The sequence below is a fragment of the Synechococcus sp. WH 8101 genome (assembly GCF_004209775.1).
GTDB lineage: Bacteria > Cyanobacteriota > Cyanobacteriia > PCC-6307 > Cyanobiaceae > Synechococcus_C.
Genome location: NZ_CP035914.1, coordinates 2,003,779 through 2,018,907, shown reverse-complemented (window position 1 = coordinate 2,018,907; position 15,129 = coordinate 2,003,779). Strand labels below are relative to the sequence as shown.

Genomic DNA, 15,129 nt, shown 5'->3' with positions numbered 1-15,129 from the left:
AGGATGTTCACGGGGCTCGTGCAGGCTGTGGGCCGGCTGGAACGACGTGGTTCCCAGGTGCTTGTGCACGGATGCGCGCCGTTCGCCCCACTGCAGCTTGGCGATAGCGTCGCCGTCGATGGGGTGTGTCTCACGGTGGCCTCCCTGGTGGGGGATGGCTTTCTGGCCGATGTGAGCGAGGAGACGCTGGAGCGCACCACGCTGGGCCCCAAGGCGTTGCGCGGGGGGGTGGTGAATCTGGAACCTGCCCTGCGGCTATCTGATCGGCTTGGGGGTCATCTGGTCAGTGGCCATGTGGATGCCGCCGGCGAGGTGATGGCCATTGAGGCCCTGCCCCAGTCCTGGCGGCTGGAGCTGCGCTGGCACGAGCCAGGCCATGAGCGCTACATCTGCGAGAAGGGCAGCATCGCCGTGGACGGCATCAGCCTCACCGTGGCCGGATTGGCGGCGGCGGGGCGGCAGTTCTGGATCGCTGTGATTCCCCACACCTGGCGGACCACCGCCCTGCACCACCTCAGGGTGGGCGATCGGGTCAATCTGGAGGTGGATGTGATCGCTCGCTACGCCGAGCGACTGTTGGCAACCGAGCCATCCCACGCGGATGGGAGCCAGGTGATCAGCTCCGAATGGTTGGCCCGGCAGGGCTGGAGCTGAGAAACGATCACAAACCCTGGTCTCCTGGAGCAAAGATCAATACCTTGCAGGGGGTGTTCATTCCGAACTTTTCATGACCGGTGATGACCGCCCGGATTCCTTGGGCAGCTTCAAGGCCTTCGCCATCGCTGAAGGCATTCTTCTGATCGTTCTGGGCATTCTGGCCCTGGTGTTTCCCGTGGTGGCCTCTTTCTGGACCACGGGGGTGATTGCGGTGCTGTTCCTCGTGGGCGGTGTCGTTGGCTGGATCAGCAATCTGGCCCGTTCCGGCCGCATGGGGCGCTGGATCTGTTTCTGGCGTTTGGTGGTGTCCACCCTGTTTATCGTTGCTGGTGCCTCGATGATCGGCAATTTCCGCGATCCGGCTGAGGCCGCCGAACAGGTGGCCGCTTTCGCCCTGGCCATCGGCATCGTCTTCCTGGTTGAGGGCGTGGTGGCCTTCTTCACCGGTCTGGCGAACAGCAACCGCCCCGGTGCCGGTTGGGCGATCGCCAATGGTGTGATCACCTTCATCCTGGGCCTCCTCATCGTGACCCTGAAGTTCTGGGGGCTGTTGTGGGTGCTGGGAACCCTGGTGGGCATCAGCTTCCTGTTCAGCGGCATCGAGCTAATCGCCTTCAGCTCGGCCATCCATGACGATCAGGATCCTCCGGCACTCGCCTGATGACCAACCACCCGGATCAGAGCGCAGCCTCGTCGCTCTGATCCGGGTGGTCGTTTTGCCCATCGAGGTCTTGCTCATCGAGTGGCAGCAGCCAGATCGAGCCCGAGTCCCGATGCAGTTCAATCCGGAACTCCTGGCCCGGCTCTAGTCCGAGCCGTCGCGTGTAGGCATGCCCGATGAGCAGATTGCCGTTGCCATGCACACGGGTGCGGAATTCAGCTTGGCGGCCTCGGGTGCCACCACCAGCGCCAGCCCCAGAGGTGGGCAGCTTGTATCCCTTCGCTTCCACGAGGGCCCGGTAAAAGCTCTTGCGAAGCAGGCGGCCGCTGGGGCCCACGTAGCCGCAGCCTCTCGCGATCTCATCCTCTGGGCGATTGCTGAGTGCGCGCGCCTTGTCGAGAAGCTCCTTGCCGACCAGCATCTCTACGGTGAATGTTGCAAGAATTCTGAACCTCGATCGCAAGCCAGGCAAGCGATCCTGCGACTTTGCCCTGGCGGTGTTCAGATCAGGTAGAGGATCACAAAGAGAATGACCCAGATGCCATCCACGAAGTGCCAGTAGAGCTCTGCCGCTTCGAGCGGAAAGTGGTTGTCGGCTGTGATCCGGCCCCCCGGCGTGCGGCATTGCCACCACACGATCAGGATCATCAGGGCACCGAGGGTCACGTGCAGGCCATGGAAGCCGGTGAGGGCGTAGAAGGTGCTCGCGTAGAGGTTGTCGGTCAGGCCGAAGGGGAGGGTGAAATACTCCACCATCTGGCTGGCCAGGAAGGCGAGCCCGAGTACGGCCGAGAGCAGCAGCCACTGGCGGCAGCGTTGACTCATGCCCCGTCGCAGGTTCACGCCGGCCCGGTGAAACGTGAAGCTGCTCACGAGCAGGAGCACGGTGTTGAGGATCGGCAAAGGCAGTTCCAGTTCGTAAATCGCCCCGGGCTGGAGAGGATTGACGGCTTTGAACGTGAGATAAGCGGCAAAGAAACCGGCGAAGGTCATCGCATCGGCCACCAGGAACGTCGCCAGACCGAAGATCCGATGGTCGGCGTGGTGCTCAGCGCTGGCCCCGGCGTGATCGAGCTCAGACTGGGATGGATTGAGGGTGGTCATCGTCCGCTGCTCCAAAGGTCACGGCCGCTGGCGGCCTTCAGATCGAGTTCATCGGCGGCGACGCCATAGCCATAGGGCTCGGTCACCAGGGGGGCGTCTCCCCGCCAGTTCTCCACCGGGGGTGGCGAACTGGTGAGCCACTCGGGCGTGAGGGCCCGCCAGGGGTTGTCGCCGGCGATCTCACCTTGGAACGCGCTGGCGATCACGTTCCAGAGAAAGGGCAGGGTGCTGATCGCCATCAACAGGGCGCCGACGCTGCTGAGTTGGTTGATGAAAGCGAATTGGGGGTCATATTCAGCGACGCGCCGGGGCATGCCGTTTAGGCCGAGCCAATGCTGGGGCGCAAAGCAGAGATTGAAGCCGATGAAGGTGATCAGAAAGTGCAGGCGCCCCAGCGGCTCGTTGAGCATGCGACCAGTCACCTTGGGGTACCAGTGATAGATGGAGGCAAAGATCACAAACACCGAGCCGCCATAGACGATGTAGTGAAAATGGGCAACAACAAAATAGGTGTCGTGCACATGAACATCGAAGGGCACCTGGGCCAGGGCCACACCAGTGATGCCTCCGAGCACAAAGTTGACGATGAAGCCACAGGAGAACAGCACGGCACTGTTCAGTGAAATCCGGCCTCCCCAGAGCGTCGCCAGCCAGTTGAAGAACTTGATGCCTGTGGGCACAGCGATGAAAGCTGTGGCGATGGTGAAAAACAGGCGCATCCAGGGTGGTGTTCCACTGGTGAACATGTGGTGAGCCCACACCACAAGACCCAGGACCACAATCGCCATGATGGAGACAACCATCGTGGCGTATCCGAAGAGAGGTTTGCGGCAGTGCACCGGCAGGATTTCGCTCACCAAGCCGAAGGCTGGCAGCACCATGATGTAAACGGCGGGGTGAGAATAGAACCAGAACAGATGCTGATAGACCACCACATTGCCGCCCATCCCTGGGTTGAAAAAGCCGGTGTGGGCCACGATGTCGAGGCTGAGCAGGATCAGGGTTCCGGCGAGAACCGGCGTGGAGAGAACCACCAGGATGCTGGTGCCGAGCATCGCCCAGCAATACATCGGCAGTTGCATCAGCTTCAGCCCAGGCCGCCTCAGCTTGAGAATGGTGGCGATGAAATTAATGCCACCGAAAATGGAGCTTCCCCCCAACAGCAGCACACTAAGGATCCAGATGATCTGGCCGCTGGCTGGGGTCGTGAGGCTGAGCGGTGGATAGGCCGTCCAGCCGGATTGGGCAGCACCTGTGATGAAATAACTGCTGATCAGCAGCAGACCCGCAGGCGGAATCAGCCAGAAGGCCACCGCGTTGAGGCGGGGGAAGGCCATGTCTCTGGCTCCCACGTAAAAGGGAATTAGATAATTACCGAAGGCTCCATTCACGACGGGGACAATCCACAGAAAAATCATCACCGTGCCGTGCAGCGTCAGCACCTGGTTGTAGACCTCGCGTGGCATGAAGTCGGAGAGGGGGCTGGCCAGTTCCGTGCGGATGGCTCCAGCCAGGGCACCGCCGATCAGGTAAAAGGCAAAGCCGCACACCAGATATTGCAACCCGATCACCTTGTGATCGACGCTGAAGCTCAGATAGCGCAGCCAGCCGTGCGGTTGCAGGGAGGGCGGCTGGGATGATTCGGCCTGGGGCGTCAGGGTGGCGGTCATGTGTTGGTGGCGGAAAGCTTGTCGTTTTGGGCAAACCAGGCGTCGTAGGCCTGCTGGTCTTCGACCACCACGGTGGAGCGCATGCCGCCGTGATAAGGGCCACAGAGTTCTGCGCACACAATCGGATAGCGACCGGCGCGTGTGGGCGTGAAGTTGAGGACGGTTGGCTGGCCGGGGATCACATCCTGTTTCAAGCGGAATTCAGGAACCCAGAAGGCGTGAATCACATCCTTCGCTTCCATCGCCAGCGTCACGGGTTGACCGACGGGCACATGCAACTCACCGGAGATGAAATCGCCCTGGGGATAGCGAAACAGGAAGGCGAATTGCATGGCCGTCACCTCCACCGGTAGTGGGGGTGCCAGGGCGGCCTCCGTTGTCGTGCTGAGAGTGGGTGTGCCGATCCCTCCCCACACTCTTTGATCGCTGCTGGGAGCGTTGGCGCTGACATGGGTCATGGCGTCATGTCCCAGGGGGGCCATCCCTCCCATGCGTTCATAGATGTCGTAGCTGAACAAGCCGATGAACAACACGACGATCGCGGGGACGGCTGTCCAGAGAACTTCCAGGGGAAGATTGCCTTCGATCGCCAGGCCATCGGCCAGTTGACCTTCGCGGCGGCGGAAGCGGATCAGGCTGAAGATCACCAGGCCGAGGATGCCAAGGAACAGAATCGCGCCAATGCTGAAGAGAACCCGAAAGAGTTCGTCGTAAATCGGCGCATTTGCGCTGGCATCAACCGGCAGAAGATTGACGTTCTGGCCAATCCATAGCCCTCCCAGCACCAGGACCATTCCCAGCACCAGTGTGATGATCGATGAAGGGATCGGCACGGCGAGTCCGTGAATGGTTTCAGGCTATGGAGGAGGTGATGCCCTCACCACGTTCTGATTCTTAAGAGGGGTGGAAAATCCTCTGCTTGGTGGCGCGTCATCCACTTCAATCCCCTGGTTTTGGTGTGCATGGATGCCCAGGGATGGGGTGGCCTGTCAGGGAAGCGAGATGTTGGCGCCGGGTTTGTGTTGCAGTAAGCCACACAACGTGCGCGCCGGAATCCAATCGCTACGTTCCGAACACACTCCAGTTGCCTTTGGGCAACGCGATGGCTTTGGTCAGCACACCCCTGGTTCCCATTCGTCACCGCCTCGCTCTTCTGAGCACCCATCTGGTCGTCGCCCTCGTGGCCCTTGTGGTGATCGGTGGAGCGACCCGGGTCATGGAGGCCGGTCTGGCCTGTCCCGATTGGCCGCTCTGTTACGGCAGCTTCCTGCCGGGGCGTCAGATGAACGTTCAGGTGTTTCTGGAGTGGTTTCATCGCCTCGATGCTTTTGTGATCGGCATCGCGCTGGTGGTTCAGCTCGCTGCCGCCGCCTGGTGGCGGGCCCAATTGCCCCGCTGGCTGCTTCCGATCAGCGGCCTTCTGCTTGTGCTCGTTGCTGCCCAGGGCGGTCTGGGGGCTCTCACGGTTTTGCAGCTTCTGCCCTCGGGGGTGGTCACCGCCCATCTGCTCCTGGCCCTCACCCTGGTGGCCATCGTCAGTGGGTGCAGTCAGCTGCTTCTCGCTCCAGCCGACAGCAGTGCCGCTTCAGCACCGCTCTGGTGGCGAGTGCTTGCGGCGATCAGCCTCGCTGCGGTGATGGGCCAGTGCCTGCTCGGTGCTCGGATGTCCACCTCCTGGGCGGCGCAGCGCTGTCTTGAGGCAGGCCAGTCCTGCCAATGGCTCCATTGGCATCGGAGTTTCGCCACTCCGGCGGCCCTGAGCGTGCTGTTGCTGGCGGCCGTCGCCCTCCTCGCCGGCGGTTGGGCTCGTCGTCAATGGCCCCTGCTGCTTCTCGCCAGTGGCCTGGTGGGGGCTCAAATCGCGCTGGGGGTTCTCACGTTGCGCCTGGGGCTGAGTCAGCCCGCGGTCACCGTGGCCCATCAGTTGATCGCCTCTCTTCTGGTTGCCCTGCTGGCGGCCCTGCTCTGTCGTCGTCCCGAGGCGGCGTCGGAGCAACCGCTGCCAGTCGTTGTTGAGTCCTCTTCTCTGGAGCCTGCGCATGGCTAGTTCCGTTCAGACATCCGCCGTGGCGATCAGCCGCGAGCAGGTGGTGCCGTCCAGGCGCCGGATCAAGTTGCCCGCCTGGCTCGAGGTGGCCAAACCGCGGCTGATTCCCCTGTTGCTCGCCACCACCCTGGGAGGGATGGCTCTCACGGAAGGCTGGCCGCTTTCCTCGCCTCGCCTGGCCTGCACCCTTGGCGGCGGTGCCCTGGCGGCGGCTGCGGCGGGCGTGCTCAATTGCCTCTGGGAGCAAGATCTGGATGGGCGCATGCAGCGCACCAGCGGCCGGGCTCTGCCCTCGGGTCGCTTGTCGCCGGCAGCCGCCTTCACCGGCGCGGTTTCCTGCACGCTCGCAGCAGCCGTGTTGCTGGTGAGTGGCGTCAATTGTCTGGCCGCGGGTCTTTCGCTGCTCGGGCTTTGCAGCTATGTGCTGCTCTACACCGCGTTGCTCAAGCCGAGGACGCCTCAGAACATCGTGATCGGCGGTGTGGCAGGCGCCATCCCACCCCTGGTGGGGGCCGCAGCTGCCACCGGCCACGTCGGCCTGGGGAGCTGGTGGCTGTTCGGTCTGGTGATGGTGTGGACACCGGCCCACTTCTGGGCCCTTGCCCTCCTGCTGCGTGAGGACTATCGGGCGGTGGGGATCCCCATGCTTCCGGTGGTCAAGGGGTCGACCGTCACCGCCCGGGCCATCCGCCACTACGGCTGGGCCACGGTGGTGCTGAGCGGTTTTGGAGTGCTGGCCCTCCCTGAGGGCGGTCTCCTTTATGGCCTCTTGCTGCTTCCTTTCAACGGTCGGTTGCTGCAGATGGTCGGCAATCTTGCCTCCGATCCCGACAGTCTGGAGCGGGCCAAAGGCCTCTTCCGTTGGTCGATTCTTTACCTCTTCGGCATCTGTCTGCTGCTGGTGTTCAGCCGTTGGTCGGGTGCGGCCAGCTTCGATCTGCAGGTCCGCAGCGTGCTGGAGGCCATGCTGGGCGGCGGCCTCGGGCCAGCTGCCTAGATTCCGTCAAGATTCCTGCAGCAACGGCTCGATGCCTGTCTTGGAGCTGGTTCAACTGGAGAAGGCCTATGGCGAGGTGAAGGCCCTCGACGGTCTCTCCCTCTCGGTTCCAGAGGGAGCGTTGTATGGCTTGCTGGGACCGAACGGTGCCGGCAAAACCACCACCCTGCGCATCATCGCCACCCTGCTCGCCCCTGATCACGGCAGCGTGCGGGTGGCGGGGGTTGACGCGTTGACCGATCCTCGCGCTGTGCGTCGTCTCCTCGGTTATGTCGCCCAGGAGGTGGCGATCGACAAGATCCTCACCGGCCGCGAATTACTTCAACTGCAGGGCGATCTCTACCACCTGCCAAGACGGGAACGGGACAGGCGCATTGACGAGCTGGTGAATGGTCTGGGCATGGAGGCGTGGGTCGACCGGCGCTGCGGGACCTATTCCGGTGGGATGCGCCGTCGCCTCGACCTGGCCTCCGGCCTCCTTCACCGTCCCCGGGTGCTGGTGCTCGATGAACCCACGGTGGGTCTGGATATCGAGAGTCGGGCCGCGATCTGGCAGGTGCTGCGGGACCTGCGGGATCAGGGCACCAGCGTGCTGCTCAGCAGTCACTACCTCGAGGAGGTGGAAGCGCTTGCCGATCAGATGGCGATCATTGATGCAGGGCGAGTGATCGCGGAGGGTTCGCCTGAGGCTCTGAAGCAGGCACTGGGGGGGGATCGGGTCACCCTGCGCGTCAGGGAATTTAGTGATCCTTCGGAGGCGAACCACCTCTGTGCCCTGTTGGAACCCCTGGAGGGGGTGCGTCGGATCGTGGTCAATCGCTCCCAGGGCTATTCGCTCAATCTGGTTGTGGATGGCGAGGAGGTGTTGCCGCGCTTGCGTGCCGAGCTCGACGCCGCCGGGCTCCCTGTGTTCGCCCTGGCCCAGAGCCGCCCGAGCCTCGATGATGTGTATTTGCAGGCCACCGGCCGCACCTTGATGGATGCGGAACTGGCTGTGGCCGGTCAGCGTGATCCAAAGCAAGAGCGTAAGCAGGCCATGCGTTGACAGCCCAGGCGGCTGTGTTCTCTCCCACTTCGAACCTCTCCCCTTGTTGCGATGACCGCGTCTGACCCTTCCGCTCTCTCTGAACTGATGCAGGAAACAGCGGCTCTCACCCGTCGCCTTTTCCTGCAGTTGCAGCGCAGACCCTCCACTCTGGTGGCCGGGATCCTGCAGCCCCTGATCTGGTTGGTGTTGTTCGGGGCTCTGTTTTCGCGTGCGCCGGAAGGGTTGCTTCCCGGCGGCATGAGTTATGGACGTTTTCTCGGGGCTGGCGTGATCGTGTTCACCGCCTTCAGCGGCGCACTTAATGCCGGTTTGCCGGTGATGTTTGACCGTGAATTCGGGTTTCTCAACCGTCTGCTCGTCGCTCCCCTGCGCAGTCGCAGTTCGATTGTGTTGGCCTCGGTGCTCTACATCACCACCCTCAGCCTGGTGCAGAGCCTGGCGATCATGTTGATGGCCGCTGTCCTCGGCTATGGCTGGCCCGGTCTGGCTGGCCTGGGGCTGGTGATGCTCACGCTCTTGATGCTGGTGTTTGCGGTCACTGCGCTGAGTCTGGGCCTCGCGTTCGCCCTGCCGGGTCATATCGAGTTGATCGCGGTGATCTTCGTGGCCAACCTGCCGCTGCTGTTTGCGAGCACTGCTCTGGCGCCACTGTCTTTCATGCCCACCTGGATGGGCTGGCTTGCAGCCCTGAATCCGCTTACCTTCGCGATTGAACCGATTCGGGCCGCTTACGCCGGTCCCCTCGACCTGTCCAATGTGTTGCTTGAGGCGCCCTATGGGCCCGTCAGTGGCACCACCTGTCTGCTGGTCCTCGCTGGCCTCACTCTTGGGCTGTTCCTGCTGATCCGCCCCCTCCTGAACCGCAAGCTCGCCTGATTCCGTGCTCGATTCTCCGTTTCGCCAACCCCATCAGCGTCAGGACACCCTCAAGCGCCTGCTGGCCTCGTGCCGGGATCGCGGTGACCACCGCGCTGCTGCCCTGTTGGAATTGCAGTGGGTGCATCGCTATGGCGTCGATTCGCTGCCCGATGGTTCGATCGACCAGTCAGAGGATGGGTTGCCTGCCGTAACGGAAGCGGAGATCCCCACGCTCGACTGGCGCAGCCAGGTCCAGGACAGCGAACTGCCGCCGCCACCGGCACCCCGTCTTCAACGCCTGCGCCGTTGGCTTCCTGCCGACACCGTCGAGTTCCCTCAGGCCTCCTGATCGATGGAGCGCCTTGATCTGGGGGCTTTGCGCGGAGGCCTGATTGTGTCGGTGCAGGCTCCGGAAGCATCGCCGATGCGCCATCCGGAGGTGATCGCGGCGATGGCGGAAGCGAGTCTGCGCAATGGTGCGGTGGGGGTGCGCCTGGAGAGCCCGGAGCATATCGGCGCTGTGCGTCGTCGTTGCCCGGAGGCGTTGATTATCGGTTTGTGGAAGCGAACCTTCCCCGGCAGCAGTGTGTACATCACGCCGCGTTGGCAGGAGATTCGCGCTGTGTGGGCCGCAGGAGCCGATGTGGTCGCGATCGATGCCACTGCGCGTTCACGACCGGATGGCGAGTCTCTTGAGGCGTTAGTGAAACGTGCCGGGGAGGAGCTCGGTGCTCCACTGATGGCCGACATCGACAGTGTGGCCAACGGGTTGAGGGCGGCAGCGCTCGGATGCGCCTGGGTCGGCACCACCCTCTACGGCTATACAGAAGCCACATCCGGAGACAGTCCGCCGGCCCTGGATCTGCTTCAACCCCTGCGGCAGCAGCTGCCGCCATCCGTGGCGTTGATCTGCGAGGGAGGCATCGCTTCGGCCCCTGCGGCGGTGGACGCGGTCGCCAAAGGCGCCGACCTGGTGGTTGTTGGGACGGCCATCACCGGCGTGGACCTTCAGGTGCAGGCCTACGGCCGTGCTTTGGAGGACCAGCGTCGACGTCAAGCAGCGTCAAGCGCATGATCCGCGCGAACGTCGCGTGTTCAGAATGGGTTGAGACGCATAAGATCTGTGGCCCATCGTTTCTTTGCGCCGCTTCTACTCGGTGGCCTCTTCCTCGGCATGCCGATCGCCGGGCTGCCGATGGGTGAATTGCAGGCTCTAAATGCGGAGTTGGGGCGTCTGTGCCGACGCCCACCCCGCGAGGCTCTTACGGTTTGTCGCTTGCATGCCCGCCTGGTGCGTGCGCTCTGAAGCGCCTGAAACACCAGGGGGCAGGTGCGTCACATCATGCCGGGCATTCCCATGCCGCCCATGCCAGGCATGCCCATGCCACCCATTCCTCCCATGCCACCCATGGGATCACCACCGCCAGGAGCCGCCGGGGCTGGAGGCTCAGGCTTGTCGGCAATCACCACTTCGGTAGTGATCAGCAGGGAGGCGATGGACACTGCATCCTGAAGGGCGAGGCGCACCACCTTGGCGGCATCGAGAATGCCGGCCTGAAGCAGATCCTCGTAACCACCGGTCATGGCATTGAAGCCTTTGCCGCTGCGACGCACTTCGTCGATCACCACATCGCCGTTGGCGCCAGCGTTGATCGCAATCTGGCGCAGGGGCGCTGCCAGGGCCCGCTGCACAATCGCCACGCCAGTGCGTTGATCACCCTGAAGAGTGTTGGCGAGGCCCTCCAGCTCGGTCGAAAGCTGCAGCAGGGTGCAGCCGCCACCTGCAACGATCCCCTCTTCCACGGCGGCACGTGTGGCATTGAGGGCATCTTCGATCCGCAGTTTGCGGTTCTTCAGTTCGGTTTCGGTGGGCGCTCCCACCTTGATCACCGCAACGCCACCGGCCAGCTTGGCGATCCGCTCATTCAGCTTTTCACGGTCATAGTCGGAGTCGGTGTTCTCCAGCTCACGGCGGATCGAAGCCACCCGAGCTGACACAGCATCCCGGTGATCATCATTGGCCACGATCGTGGTGCTGTCTTTCGTGATCGTGATCCGACGGGCGCGGCCCAGGTCGGCCAGCGTCACCTTGTCGAGGGTCATCGCTCTGTCTTCGCTGATCACTGTGCCACCGGTGAGCACGGCGATGTCAGCCAGGGCAGCTTTCCGCCGTTCTCCGAAGGAAGGAGCGCGCACCGCTGCCACCTGAAGCACACCGCGGTTCTTGTTCACCACCAGCGTGGCCAGGGCTTCCCCGTCAACTTCTTCCGCCAGGATCACCAGGGGTGAGCCAGACGACTGGACGCTTTCGAGAACAGGCACGAGGTCGGCCACAGCACTGACCTTGCGGTCGGTGAGCAGCAGCAGGGCATTCTCAAATTCACAAACCTGGCGGTCCCCATCGGTAACGAAGTAGGGGGAGGAATAGCCACGGTCGAAGGCCATGCCTTCAGTGACTTCCAGTTCGGTGGCCAGGGATTTTGATTCCTCAACCGTGATCACCCCATCCACGCTGACCCGGTCCATCGCTTCGGCCACCATTCGGCCCACTTCTTCATCGCCGCCGGAGCTCACCGTGGCCACCTGACGGATGGCATCACCGCTGACGCTCTGGCTGCGCTGGTCGAGCCCAGCCACCACTTGGGCCACGGCCTTCTCCATGCCGCGACGCAGTTCGATCGGGCTGGCACCGGCGGCGGTGTTGCGCAGACCCTCCTCCACCATGGCCTGGGCGAGAACGGTGGCGGTGGTGGTGCCATCGCCGGCCTTGTCTTTGGTTTTGGCGGCCACCTGCTGAATCAGCTTGGCTCCCAGATTCTCAAAAGGATCATCCAGGCTGATCTCCTTGGCGATCGTGTCGCCGTCGTTCACGATGTCGGGTGCGCCGAAGCTTTTCTCCAGCACAACGTTGCGACCGCGCGGGCCGATCGTCACGCGCACGGCATCGGCGAGGGCATTCATGCCCCGCTCGAGAGCGGCGCGCGAATCATCCGAAAAACTAAGAAGTTTGGCCATGATGGTCTGAATCCCGCCGATCAATGTCCCACAGAGAGGCGGTCTCCTGGATCAACGCTTCGGTGGGGAAAGCCGAATCAAGGGCCGCTTCAGCGTGTGTGTGCCGAACACACTCGTTAACGTCGACTCATGAGTGATTCCGGCACCCTGTTCTTTGTGCTGATCGCGGCTCTGGCCGGAGCCATGACGCTCGTCTACGTGCCCCTGCGCATATTTCTCACGGCCACGGCACGCAGCCGACGGCTGCGGCTGCTCCAGAGGATCCGGCGATTGCGGGATGAACTGGGCCAACCGCTGGAGTCATGACAAACGGGCGGCCTGATCAGCCCATCACCATGCCCCCATCCACCTGCAGCACCTGGCCCGTGATGTAAGCAGCAGCTGGATCAGCCGCGAGAAAGCGCACGGCGCCCGCCACCTGTTCTGGATTGCCGAACCGCCCCAGGGGTATGGCCGCAAGGATGCCCTCGGCGTCGAGATCCTTGGTCATGTCGGTGGTGATGAAGCCCGGTGCCACGGCATTGACGGTGATGCCGCGGCTCGCCATCTCCTTGGCGGCACTGCGGGTGAGGCCCACCACGCCCGCTTTGGCGGCGGCGTAGTTCGCCTGGCCCGCATTGCCCATCAGTCCCACCACCGAGGTGATGTTGATGATCCGGCCGCTTTTCTGCTTCAGCATGGTGCGCGTCACCGCGCGGGTGCAGAGGAAGACGCCGGTGAGATTGAGGTTGATCACGGCCTGCCAGTCGTCCGTCTTCATGCGCATCAGAAGGCCGTCGCGGGTGATACCGGCGTTGTTGATCAGCACATCGATGCGGCCGCTTCGCTCGAGCACGGTGTTGACCATGGCCTCCACCGCGTGTTCCTCGGCCACGTCGGCCTTGAGGGCATAGGCCTGGCCGCCGGCCTCGAGGATCTCCGCCACCACGGCCTCAGCTGCGTCGGCGGAGCGGGCGTAGTTGACCACGACCTCAGCCCCCGCCTCTGCCAGCGCCAGAGCCACGCAACGGCCGATGCCGCGGCTGGCACCGGTCACGATCGCCGTCTGGCCAGTCATGGGGGCGGATGTGGTCATGGCAGAACGGCAACGGTGATCGGTCGCCCGGGATCGTAAGCAGGGATCAGCCGCCCCCCGTGCGACCCATCGTTTCCACCATGTCGACGGCGGAACCGAGCAGATCCCGCAACAACCGCAGTTGGCCTTTGCTGCCCAGCACCACCAGCAATTGACCGGGTGCCAGCACCACATCGCCGCCCGGGTTGGCGATCAGGCGGCCTCGGTCGCGAATGGCCAGCACCATGGCTCCGGTGCGGCGCCCCAGCTGCAGTTCCGACAGGCTGCGCCCGGGCAGGTTGTGCAGCAACAGCGGATCAGCGCTGAGCTGAAACTCCTCGATTTCGCAATCCGACCCCGCCAGCAGATCCATGAAATCCACGGCCAGGGGCCGCAGGGCGGTGGCGGCCATCATTCGACCTCCGGCCACGTAGGGACTCACCACCACACTCGCTCCCGCCAGGCGCAATTTGGCGGCTGATTCCTCACTGTCGGCCCTGGCGATCAGCCGGCAGCGTGGTTCGAGGCCGCGGGCACTCAGCACCACATAGAGATTGGCTGCATTGCTTGGCAGGGCGGCGACAAGGCTGCGGCAGCGCTCAAGACCGGCCTCCAAAAGGGTTTCATCGAGGGTGGCATCCGCCTGAAGCACCCGCAGGCCACTCTCTTCCGCGGCTTGTCGCCGTTCCGGATCCAGTTCCACCACGAGAACAGGCACGTTCTCCAATTGCAGCTGGGCACCGATCTCACGGCCCATGCGGCCGTAGCCGCAGAGAATGACGTGGTTGTGCATGCGCCTGAGGATCCGCCGGAAGCGCAGATCGCGCAACTGACGGAAATAGCCGGACTCTGTCAGCCCCAGGATGCGCTGAATCGAGAGCTGCACCACCACCAGGCCACCGGCAATGATCAACACCGTCACCAACCGTCCGGCCTGGGAAAGCGGCTCGACTTCGCCGTAGCCGATCGTGCTGATGGTGATCAACACCATCCAGAGACAATCTCCCCAGTCCCAGCCTTCGGTGATGCGGTAGCCCAGGGCGCCGCCACAGATCACCGCCGCCAGAGCGAGCAGCGGCAGCAGCCACGGTCTGGCCAGGCGCTTGAGCTGGGGCCGGCTGCTGCGACGACGGCCCCTGCCGTGGGAACGCTGGGGCAGGCGTGGCGCCGGGCTTGGCATCAGAAGCCCAGCGCGCTCAGAACATCCTGGGGATCGAGGGATGGCAGCCCGCAGGCAGGGGCTGGAACGGCCTTGAGCCCTTCTCGGGCAGGCAGCTGCTGTAGGTCGGCGCCAAGGGCCACCAAAGGCACGCCGCTGTAAACAGCCAGCAGCTGGCTGATCGGGCAGCTGCTGAGCACCACATCAGCGCTGGCGATCGAAGCCGCACGGCTGAGCAGAGACCCGCCCGGTGGTAGTTCGCTGCAGCGCAGGGTGGCCAGCCGGGTGCGGATCGCGTCGGGAAGGCTGTGCCAACGCTCTGCCGGCCAGTCGTGGCTGCCGCCGCCTGGGGCGAGCAGAAGCATCGGCCCCTCGCCGGCTGGTTGCTGGGCTCGGGCCTCGTTCAGCGCTGTGGCTGGAAGGGTGAGGCGAAAGCTGTTGGCATCAAGCGACAGCCCGATGGCGCTGAGGAAGCCTTGCGGCTGTTGGGCGGACCAGCCCTCCGTGGGCGTGGCGATGGCCGTGCTGGCGAAGCCGCTGCTGGCGATGCGGGTGGGGATGTGGCTCATCGACAGCATCAGATTCACCTGACGCCCTTCCGCGAAATTGAGACACACCTGAAAATCTGGCTCGCGCACGGAGCCCAGGAGGTTGGCCCAGTCGGCGAGCGTGGGCGCTGCATCGAAAGGAAAGGGAATCAGCTTCTCCATTGCGGGAAGCAGCGTCCACACCTCGCGTGTGGCGGCGGGTGCCGCCACCTGCAGCGTGCCGCCCAGTTGATCCGCCACCGCCGCCAGGGCCGGTAGGCGTTGGAGTTGCTGCTGAACACTCCCCGGACTGAGGGCAAGAACACGCATGA

General features: G+C 63.7%; 18 protein-coding genes. 10 read left to right on the top strand and 8 right to left on the bottom strand.

Annotated elements, in window-relative coordinates; genetic code table 11:
- Window positions 1-3: 3 nt before the first annotated feature.
- Window positions 4-654 carry a riboflavin synthase gene (locus SynWH8101_RS10825; RefSeq protein ID WP_130129772.1) on the top strand — a complete coding sequence of 217 codons (651 nt, stop codon included), beginning with the start codon at window positions 4-6 and terminating at the stop codon, window positions 652-654.
- Window positions 655-727: 73 nt separating this feature from the next.
- A complete protein-coding gene (locus SynWH8101_RS10820) occupies window positions 728-1,318 on the top strand; it encodes an HdeD family acid-resistance protein (protein WP_130129771.1) in 591 nt (196 codons plus the stop codon).
- 16 nt (window positions 1,319-1,334) lie between these two features.
- Here the strand turns inward: SynWH8101_RS10820 and SynWH8101_RS10815 are convergent, their stop codons facing one another.
- The 4 genes from SynWH8101_RS10815 to SynWH8101_RS10800 all read right to left on the bottom strand — a co-directional run bounded on the left by SynWH8101_RS10815 (window position 1,335) and on the right by SynWH8101_RS10800 (window position 4,925).
- On the bottom strand, window positions 1,335-1,739 hold the full coding sequence (locus SynWH8101_RS10815) for an AbrB family transcriptional regulator (RefSeq protein WP_130129770.1): 405 nt from the start codon (window positions 1,737-1,739) through the stop codon (window positions 1,335-1,337).
- A gap of 80 nt (window positions 1,740-1,819) precedes the next feature.
- Window positions 1,820-2,422 (bottom strand): cytochrome c oxidase subunit 3, encoded by a 603-nt coding sequence (locus SynWH8101_RS10810; RefSeq protein WP_130129769.1) that lies wholly within the window; start codon window positions 2,420-2,422, stop codon window positions 1,820-1,822.
- Window positions 2,419-4,092 carry a cytochrome c oxidase subunit I gene (ctaD, locus tag SynWH8101_RS10805; RefSeq protein ID WP_130129768.1) on the bottom strand — a complete coding sequence of 558 codons (1,674 nt, stop codon included), beginning with the start codon at window positions 4,090-4,092 and terminating at the stop codon, window positions 2,419-2,421. The genes SynWH8101_RS10810 and ctaD overlap by 4 nt, the downstream gene beginning before the upstream one ends.
- On the bottom strand, window positions 4,089-4,925 hold the full coding sequence (locus SynWH8101_RS10800; protein ID WP_130129767.1) for a cytochrome c oxidase subunit II: 837 nt from the start codon (window positions 4,923-4,925) through the stop codon (window positions 4,089-4,091). The genes ctaD and SynWH8101_RS10800 overlap by 4 nt, the downstream gene beginning before the upstream one ends.
- Window positions 4,926-5,194: 269 nt before the next feature.
- On the opposite strand from SynWH8101_RS10800, the gene SynWH8101_RS10795 reads away from it, so the two are divergent.
- Genes SynWH8101_RS10795 through SynWH8101_RS10765 form a run of 7 tightly spaced genes read left to right on the top strand, consistent with a single transcriptional unit; the run spans window position 5,195 to window position 10,348 of the window.
- Complete coding sequence (locus SynWH8101_RS10795) at window positions 5,195-6,139, top strand: heme A synthase (protein WP_174719514.1); 945 nt, start codon at window positions 5,195-5,197, stop codon at window positions 6,137-6,139.
- Entirely contained in the window at window positions 6,132-7,136 is a 1,005-nt protein-coding gene (locus SynWH8101_RS10790; protein WP_130129766.1) for a heme o synthase, read from the top strand. Before SynWH8101_RS10795 ends, SynWH8101_RS10790 begins: the two co-directional genes overlap by 8 nt.
- A gap of 31 nt (window positions 7,137-7,167) precedes the next feature.
- Entirely contained in the window at window positions 7,168-8,181 is a 1,014-nt protein-coding gene (locus SynWH8101_RS10785) for an ATP-binding cassette domain-containing protein (RefSeq protein WP_130129765.1), read from the top strand.
- Between the two features lie 51 nt (window positions 8,182-8,232).
- Entirely contained in the window at window positions 8,233-9,060 is an 828-nt protein-coding gene (locus SynWH8101_RS10780; RefSeq protein ID WP_130129764.1) for an ABC transporter permease, read from the top strand.
- 4 nt (window positions 9,061-9,064) lie between these two features.
- Window positions 9,065-9,391, top strand: a complete 327-nt coding sequence (locus tag SynWH8101_RS10775; RefSeq protein ID WP_130129763.1) for a hypothetical protein — start codon at window positions 9,065-9,067, stop codon at window positions 9,389-9,391.
- 3 nt (window positions 9,392-9,394) lie between these two features.
- Window positions 9,395-10,117, top strand: coding sequence for an N-acetylmannosamine-6-phosphate 2-epimerase (locus SynWH8101_RS10770; protein WP_130129762.1), 723 nt, complete (start codon window positions 9,395-9,397; stop codon window positions 10,115-10,117).
- 48 nt (window positions 10,118-10,165) lie between these two features.
- On the top strand, window positions 10,166-10,348 hold the full coding sequence (locus tag SynWH8101_RS10765; RefSeq protein ID WP_130129761.1) for a hypothetical protein: 183 nt from the start codon (window positions 10,166-10,168) through the stop codon (window positions 10,346-10,348).
- A gap of 29 nt (window positions 10,349-10,377) precedes the next feature.
- Here the strand turns inward: SynWH8101_RS10765 and groL are convergent, their stop codons facing one another.
- Window positions 10,378-12,057 carry a chaperonin GroEL gene (gene groL, locus SynWH8101_RS10760; protein WP_130129760.1) on the bottom strand — a complete coding sequence of 560 codons (1,680 nt, stop codon included), beginning with the start codon at window positions 12,055-12,057 and terminating at the stop codon, window positions 10,378-10,380.
- A 129-nt stretch (window positions 12,058-12,186) separates the two neighbouring features.
- Here groL and SynWH8101_RS10755 point away from each other — a divergent pair, with 129 nt between their 5' ends.
- A complete protein-coding gene (locus SynWH8101_RS10755) occupies window positions 12,187-12,363 on the top strand; it encodes a hypothetical protein (protein ID WP_130129759.1) in 177 nt (58 codons plus the stop codon).
- Window positions 12,364-12,379: 16 nt separating this feature from the next.
- Here the strand turns inward: SynWH8101_RS10755 and fabG are convergent, their stop codons facing one another.
- The 3 genes from fabG to SynWH8101_RS10740 are packed head-to-tail and all read right to left on the bottom strand — an operon-like array spanning window position 12,380 to window position 15,127.
- Window positions 12,380-13,132, bottom strand: coding sequence for a 3-oxoacyl-[acyl-carrier-protein] reductase (gene fabG / locus SynWH8101_RS10750; RefSeq protein ID WP_130129758.1), 753 nt, complete (start codon window positions 13,130-13,132; stop codon window positions 12,380-12,382).
- A 46-nt stretch (window positions 13,133-13,178) separates the two neighbouring features.
- Window positions 13,179-14,291 (bottom strand): TrkA family potassium uptake protein, encoded by a 1,113-nt coding sequence (locus SynWH8101_RS10745; RefSeq protein WP_130129757.1) that lies wholly within the window; start codon window positions 14,289-14,291, stop codon window positions 13,179-13,181.
- Window positions 14,291-15,127, bottom strand: coding sequence for a glycosyltransferase family 9 protein (locus tag SynWH8101_RS10740; RefSeq protein ID WP_130129756.1), 837 nt, complete (start codon window positions 15,125-15,127; stop codon window positions 14,291-14,293). Before SynWH8101_RS10740 ends, SynWH8101_RS10745 begins: the two co-directional genes overlap by 1 nt.
- Between the last annotated feature and the right edge of the window lie 2 nt (window positions 15,128-15,129).

What these genes read in the sequence shown, in the direction of transcription:
- SynWH8101_RS10790 (WP_130129766.1), top strand. Translation starts at nt 6,132, where the DNA reads ATGGCTAGTTCCGTTCAGACATCCGCCGTGGCGATCAGCCGCGAGCAG.
- SynWH8101_RS10825 (WP_130129772.1), top strand. Translation starts at nt 4, where the DNA reads ATGTTCACGGGGCTCGTGCAGGCTGTGGGCCGGCTGGAACGACGTGGT.
- fabG (WP_130129758.1), bottom strand. Translation starts at nt 13,132, where the DNA reads ATGACCACATCCGCCCCCATGACTGGCCAGACGGCGATCGTGACCGGT.
- SynWH8101_RS10795 (WP_174719514.1), top strand. Translation starts at nt 5,195, where the DNA reads ATGGCTTTGGTCAGCACACCCCTGGTTCCCATTCGTCACCGCCTCGCT.
- SynWH8101_RS10785 (WP_130129765.1), top strand. Translation starts at nt 7,168, where the DNA reads ATGCCTGTCTTGGAGCTGGTTCAACTGGAGAAGGCCTATGGCGAGGTG.
- SynWH8101_RS10820 (WP_130129771.1), top strand. Translation starts at nt 728, where the DNA reads ATGACCGGTGATGACCGCCCGGATTCCTTGGGCAGCTTCAAGGCCTTC.
- groL (WP_130129760.1), bottom strand. Translation starts at nt 12,057, where the DNA reads ATGGCCAAACTTCTTAGTTTTTCGGATGATTCGCGCGCCGCTCTCGAG.
- ctaD (WP_130129768.1), bottom strand. Translation starts at nt 4,092, where the DNA reads ATGACCGCCACCCTGACGCCCCAGGCCGAATCATCCCAGCCGCCCTCC.
- SynWH8101_RS10770 (WP_130129762.1), top strand. Translation starts at nt 9,395, where the DNA reads ATGGAGCGCCTTGATCTGGGGGCTTTGCGCGGAGGCCTGATTGTGTCG.
- SynWH8101_RS10815 (WP_130129770.1), bottom strand. Translation starts at nt 1,739, where the DNA reads ATGCTGGTCGGCAAGGAGCTTCTCGACAAGGCGCGCGCACTCAGCAAT.
- SynWH8101_RS10745 (WP_130129757.1), bottom strand. Translation starts at nt 14,291, where the DNA reads ATGCCAAGCCCGGCGCCACGCCTGCCCCAGCGTTCCCACGGCAGGGGC.
- SynWH8101_RS10740 (WP_130129756.1), bottom strand. Translation starts at nt 15,127, where the DNA reads ATGCGTGTTCTTGCCCTCAGTCCGGGGAGTGTTCAGCAGCAACTCCAA.
- SynWH8101_RS10755 (WP_130129759.1), top strand. Translation starts at nt 12,187, where the DNA reads ATGAGTGATTCCGGCACCCTGTTCTTTGTGCTGATCGCGGCTCTGGCC.
- SynWH8101_RS10780 (WP_130129764.1), top strand. Translation starts at nt 8,233, where the DNA reads ATGACCGCGTCTGACCCTTCCGCTCTCTCTGAACTGATGCAGGAAACA.
- SynWH8101_RS10810 (WP_130129769.1), bottom strand. Translation starts at nt 2,422, where the DNA reads ATGACCACCCTCAATCCATCCCAGTCTGAGCTCGATCACGCCGGGGCC.